Annotated in this window: 3 protein-coding genes; all 3 read left to right on the plus strand. The window is 51.6% G+C overall.

Annotation, left to right across the window (positions count from 1 at the left end; genetic code table 11):
• The coding region (locus B5E53_RS18430; RefSeq protein WP_162611978.1) for an ATP-binding domain-containing protein at positions 1 to 233 on the plus strand (233 nt) is incomplete at its 5' end.
• Between the two features lie 83 nt (positions 234 to 316).
• Positions 317 to 1,249, plus strand: coding sequence for a hypothetical protein (locus B5E53_RS18435; RefSeq protein WP_087162146.1), 933 nt, complete (start codon positions 317 to 319; stop codon positions 1,247 to 1,249).
• A gap of 61 nt (positions 1,250 to 1,310) precedes the next feature.
• Positions 1,311 to 2,236: CHC2 zinc finger domain-containing protein (locus B5E53_RS18440; protein ID WP_087317588.1), on the plus strand; the 926-nt coding region annotated here is incomplete at its 3' end.

Consider the following 2,236-nt stretch of genomic DNA (forward strand, 5'->3'; position numbering starts at 1 on the left):
TCATCCCCTGGGTGAGAGCCTTTTATATGATGCTGAAGCGGAATATCCTGTACACAGGCATTACCCGTGCAAAGAAAAAGGTGTATCTGGTGGGGCAATGGAACGCAGTCTGCCAGGCAATCCACACGGATGATGCCGGCAGGCGCAATACAGCACTTGGAGAGCGGATCACCCGTTACTATTATCAGTATCTTCAGGAGCGTGAGCCGGAACAGCTTCGGCTTGCAGTATAAAAAATAATTTCCACTTATAAAGAAAGGCAGGCTATTCCTTATGTAGAGGGATATCCTGCCCTGTTTGCGAAAGGAGCAGATTTATGAACGAATTACTGTATCAGAAAAATCAGGCAGTGGCGGCTTTGAACCGGGTAGAGGGATTTGAGCCTCTGGAATTTGCCCGCACAATCAAACAGGAGGATCAGGAAGACCAGCTTTACCTTGATGTGAAGTACCGGAAACTCTGGTTCCGTCTGGCCTATCCTCTGGGGCGGATCGCCAGTACCATTGTTCGGTTTAACGAAAATATGGCGCTGGCAGAGGCAAGGATCTATCTGAACCATGAAGATGCACCGGAGAACTATATTGCCAATGCTTTTTCTATGAAATTCCGCTCAGAGGATCCGAAGTTTGGAGACAAGTTCCTAGAGATGGCAGAGACTGCCGCCGTGGGAAGGGCACTCTCCGATGCGGGCTTTGGTGTCCAGTTTGCGGACGTAGGAGAAAGCAATGATCCGGCGCAGGTGGATGCGGGGATTCCCGTACCAATGCAGTATCCGGAAGCAGGGATCTCTCCATATGGAGGAGAGCCGGTTTCTACCGGACAGCCTGGCTACAATAGCCAGAATCACTATGCAGGGAATACGCCTGCAGGAAATATGGTGTATCCGGGAAGTACGGCAGAATCCAGCCCCAGCCAGAGCATGATGAACCAATTCTATCATCAGGCACAGGCGCAGGGAAATATGATGGGAGCGTCTGTACAGCCGATGCGACAGCCTGCACCTGTGAAGAACACTCCTCTGGATGGAAACCTTCCTGTGGAGGAGCTGGTGAAGCGCATGACCTATGAACAGGCGAAAGCCGTGGTCATCGGCGGAAAAGGGAAATTCGGCGGGAAATCTATGGGTGAAGTGGCGGTGGAAAGCCCTTCCAGCCTGGATTATTTCGCTTCCAGCTACCGGGGGCATAACAATCTGATCCCGGCGGCAGCCAGGGTTCTTTTGAGCCAGGCACTTCCAAAGGCCGGTTAATCATTAAATACAACTTTCCGCAGTCTTCTTTAGGCTGCGGAAGAAAGGAGGTCGGATCTGGATGTATGATATGACCGGGTTTGATTATGACATCACCGATGTTGCCAACCTTCTGCGGCTGCATAAGCGCCGTGGAAATTACTACGACTGTCCGTTCTGTGGCGACACCAAAGGGCGGCTGAATATCAATCCGGCAAAAAACGTCTTTCGCTGTAACCGCTGTGACAAATCCGGCGGGATGCTGCAGCTTTATGCGGACTTGCATAACCTGACCTACCGGGAAGCAAATGAGGAAATCCGGGAGGCTTTGAATAAAGGGGAATACCGGCAGGTGCGCCAGGCAAAGGTACAGGAAGAAAAGGAAGAGCCTGTGCAGTCGAAGCTGGCGCCACTGGATGAACGGCACCGTACCTATACGGAATTACTGGACCGGCTTCCCCTTTACAGTGTACATAGAGAAAACCTGAGATCCCGGGGCCTTACAATCGAACAGATAAAAGAGCGGCGCTACCGTAGTGTTCCGATGTACGGGCTGCATAAGATTGCAGAGACACTTCAGGAGAGCGGCTGCGTGCTAGAAGGCGTACCGGGATTTTACCGGGATACGGAAGAACGCTGGACGCTGAATTTTAAAACGAAGAACTCCGGATTCCTGGTTCCTGTGGAGTCCATGGACGGAAAGATCCAGGCGTGTCAGATTCGTCTGGACCATCCCAGGGATAACAACAAATATCTCTGGTTTTCCAGTGCGGGCTATCCACACGGTGTTTCCTCCGGAAGCCCGGTTCATGTGATCGGAGATCTGGATGTGGAAAACGTCTATCTGACAGAGGGCGGGCTGAAAGGCTCGATTGCTCATTACCTGTCCGGTCATACGTTTATCTGTCTGGCAGGCGTGAATATGTACCGGAGCCTGCGCCCGGTGTTGGAGGAATTTCAGCGAAGAAAGATGAAATTTCTCTTTGAGGCGTTTGACATGGACAAGAA

The sequence above is a fragment of the Eubacterium sp. An11 genome (genome assembly GCF_002161065.1).
In the GTDB taxonomy this organism is placed as follows: Bacteria; Bacillota; Clostridia; order Lachnospirales; family Lachnospiraceae; genus Anaerobutyricum; species Anaerobutyricum faecale.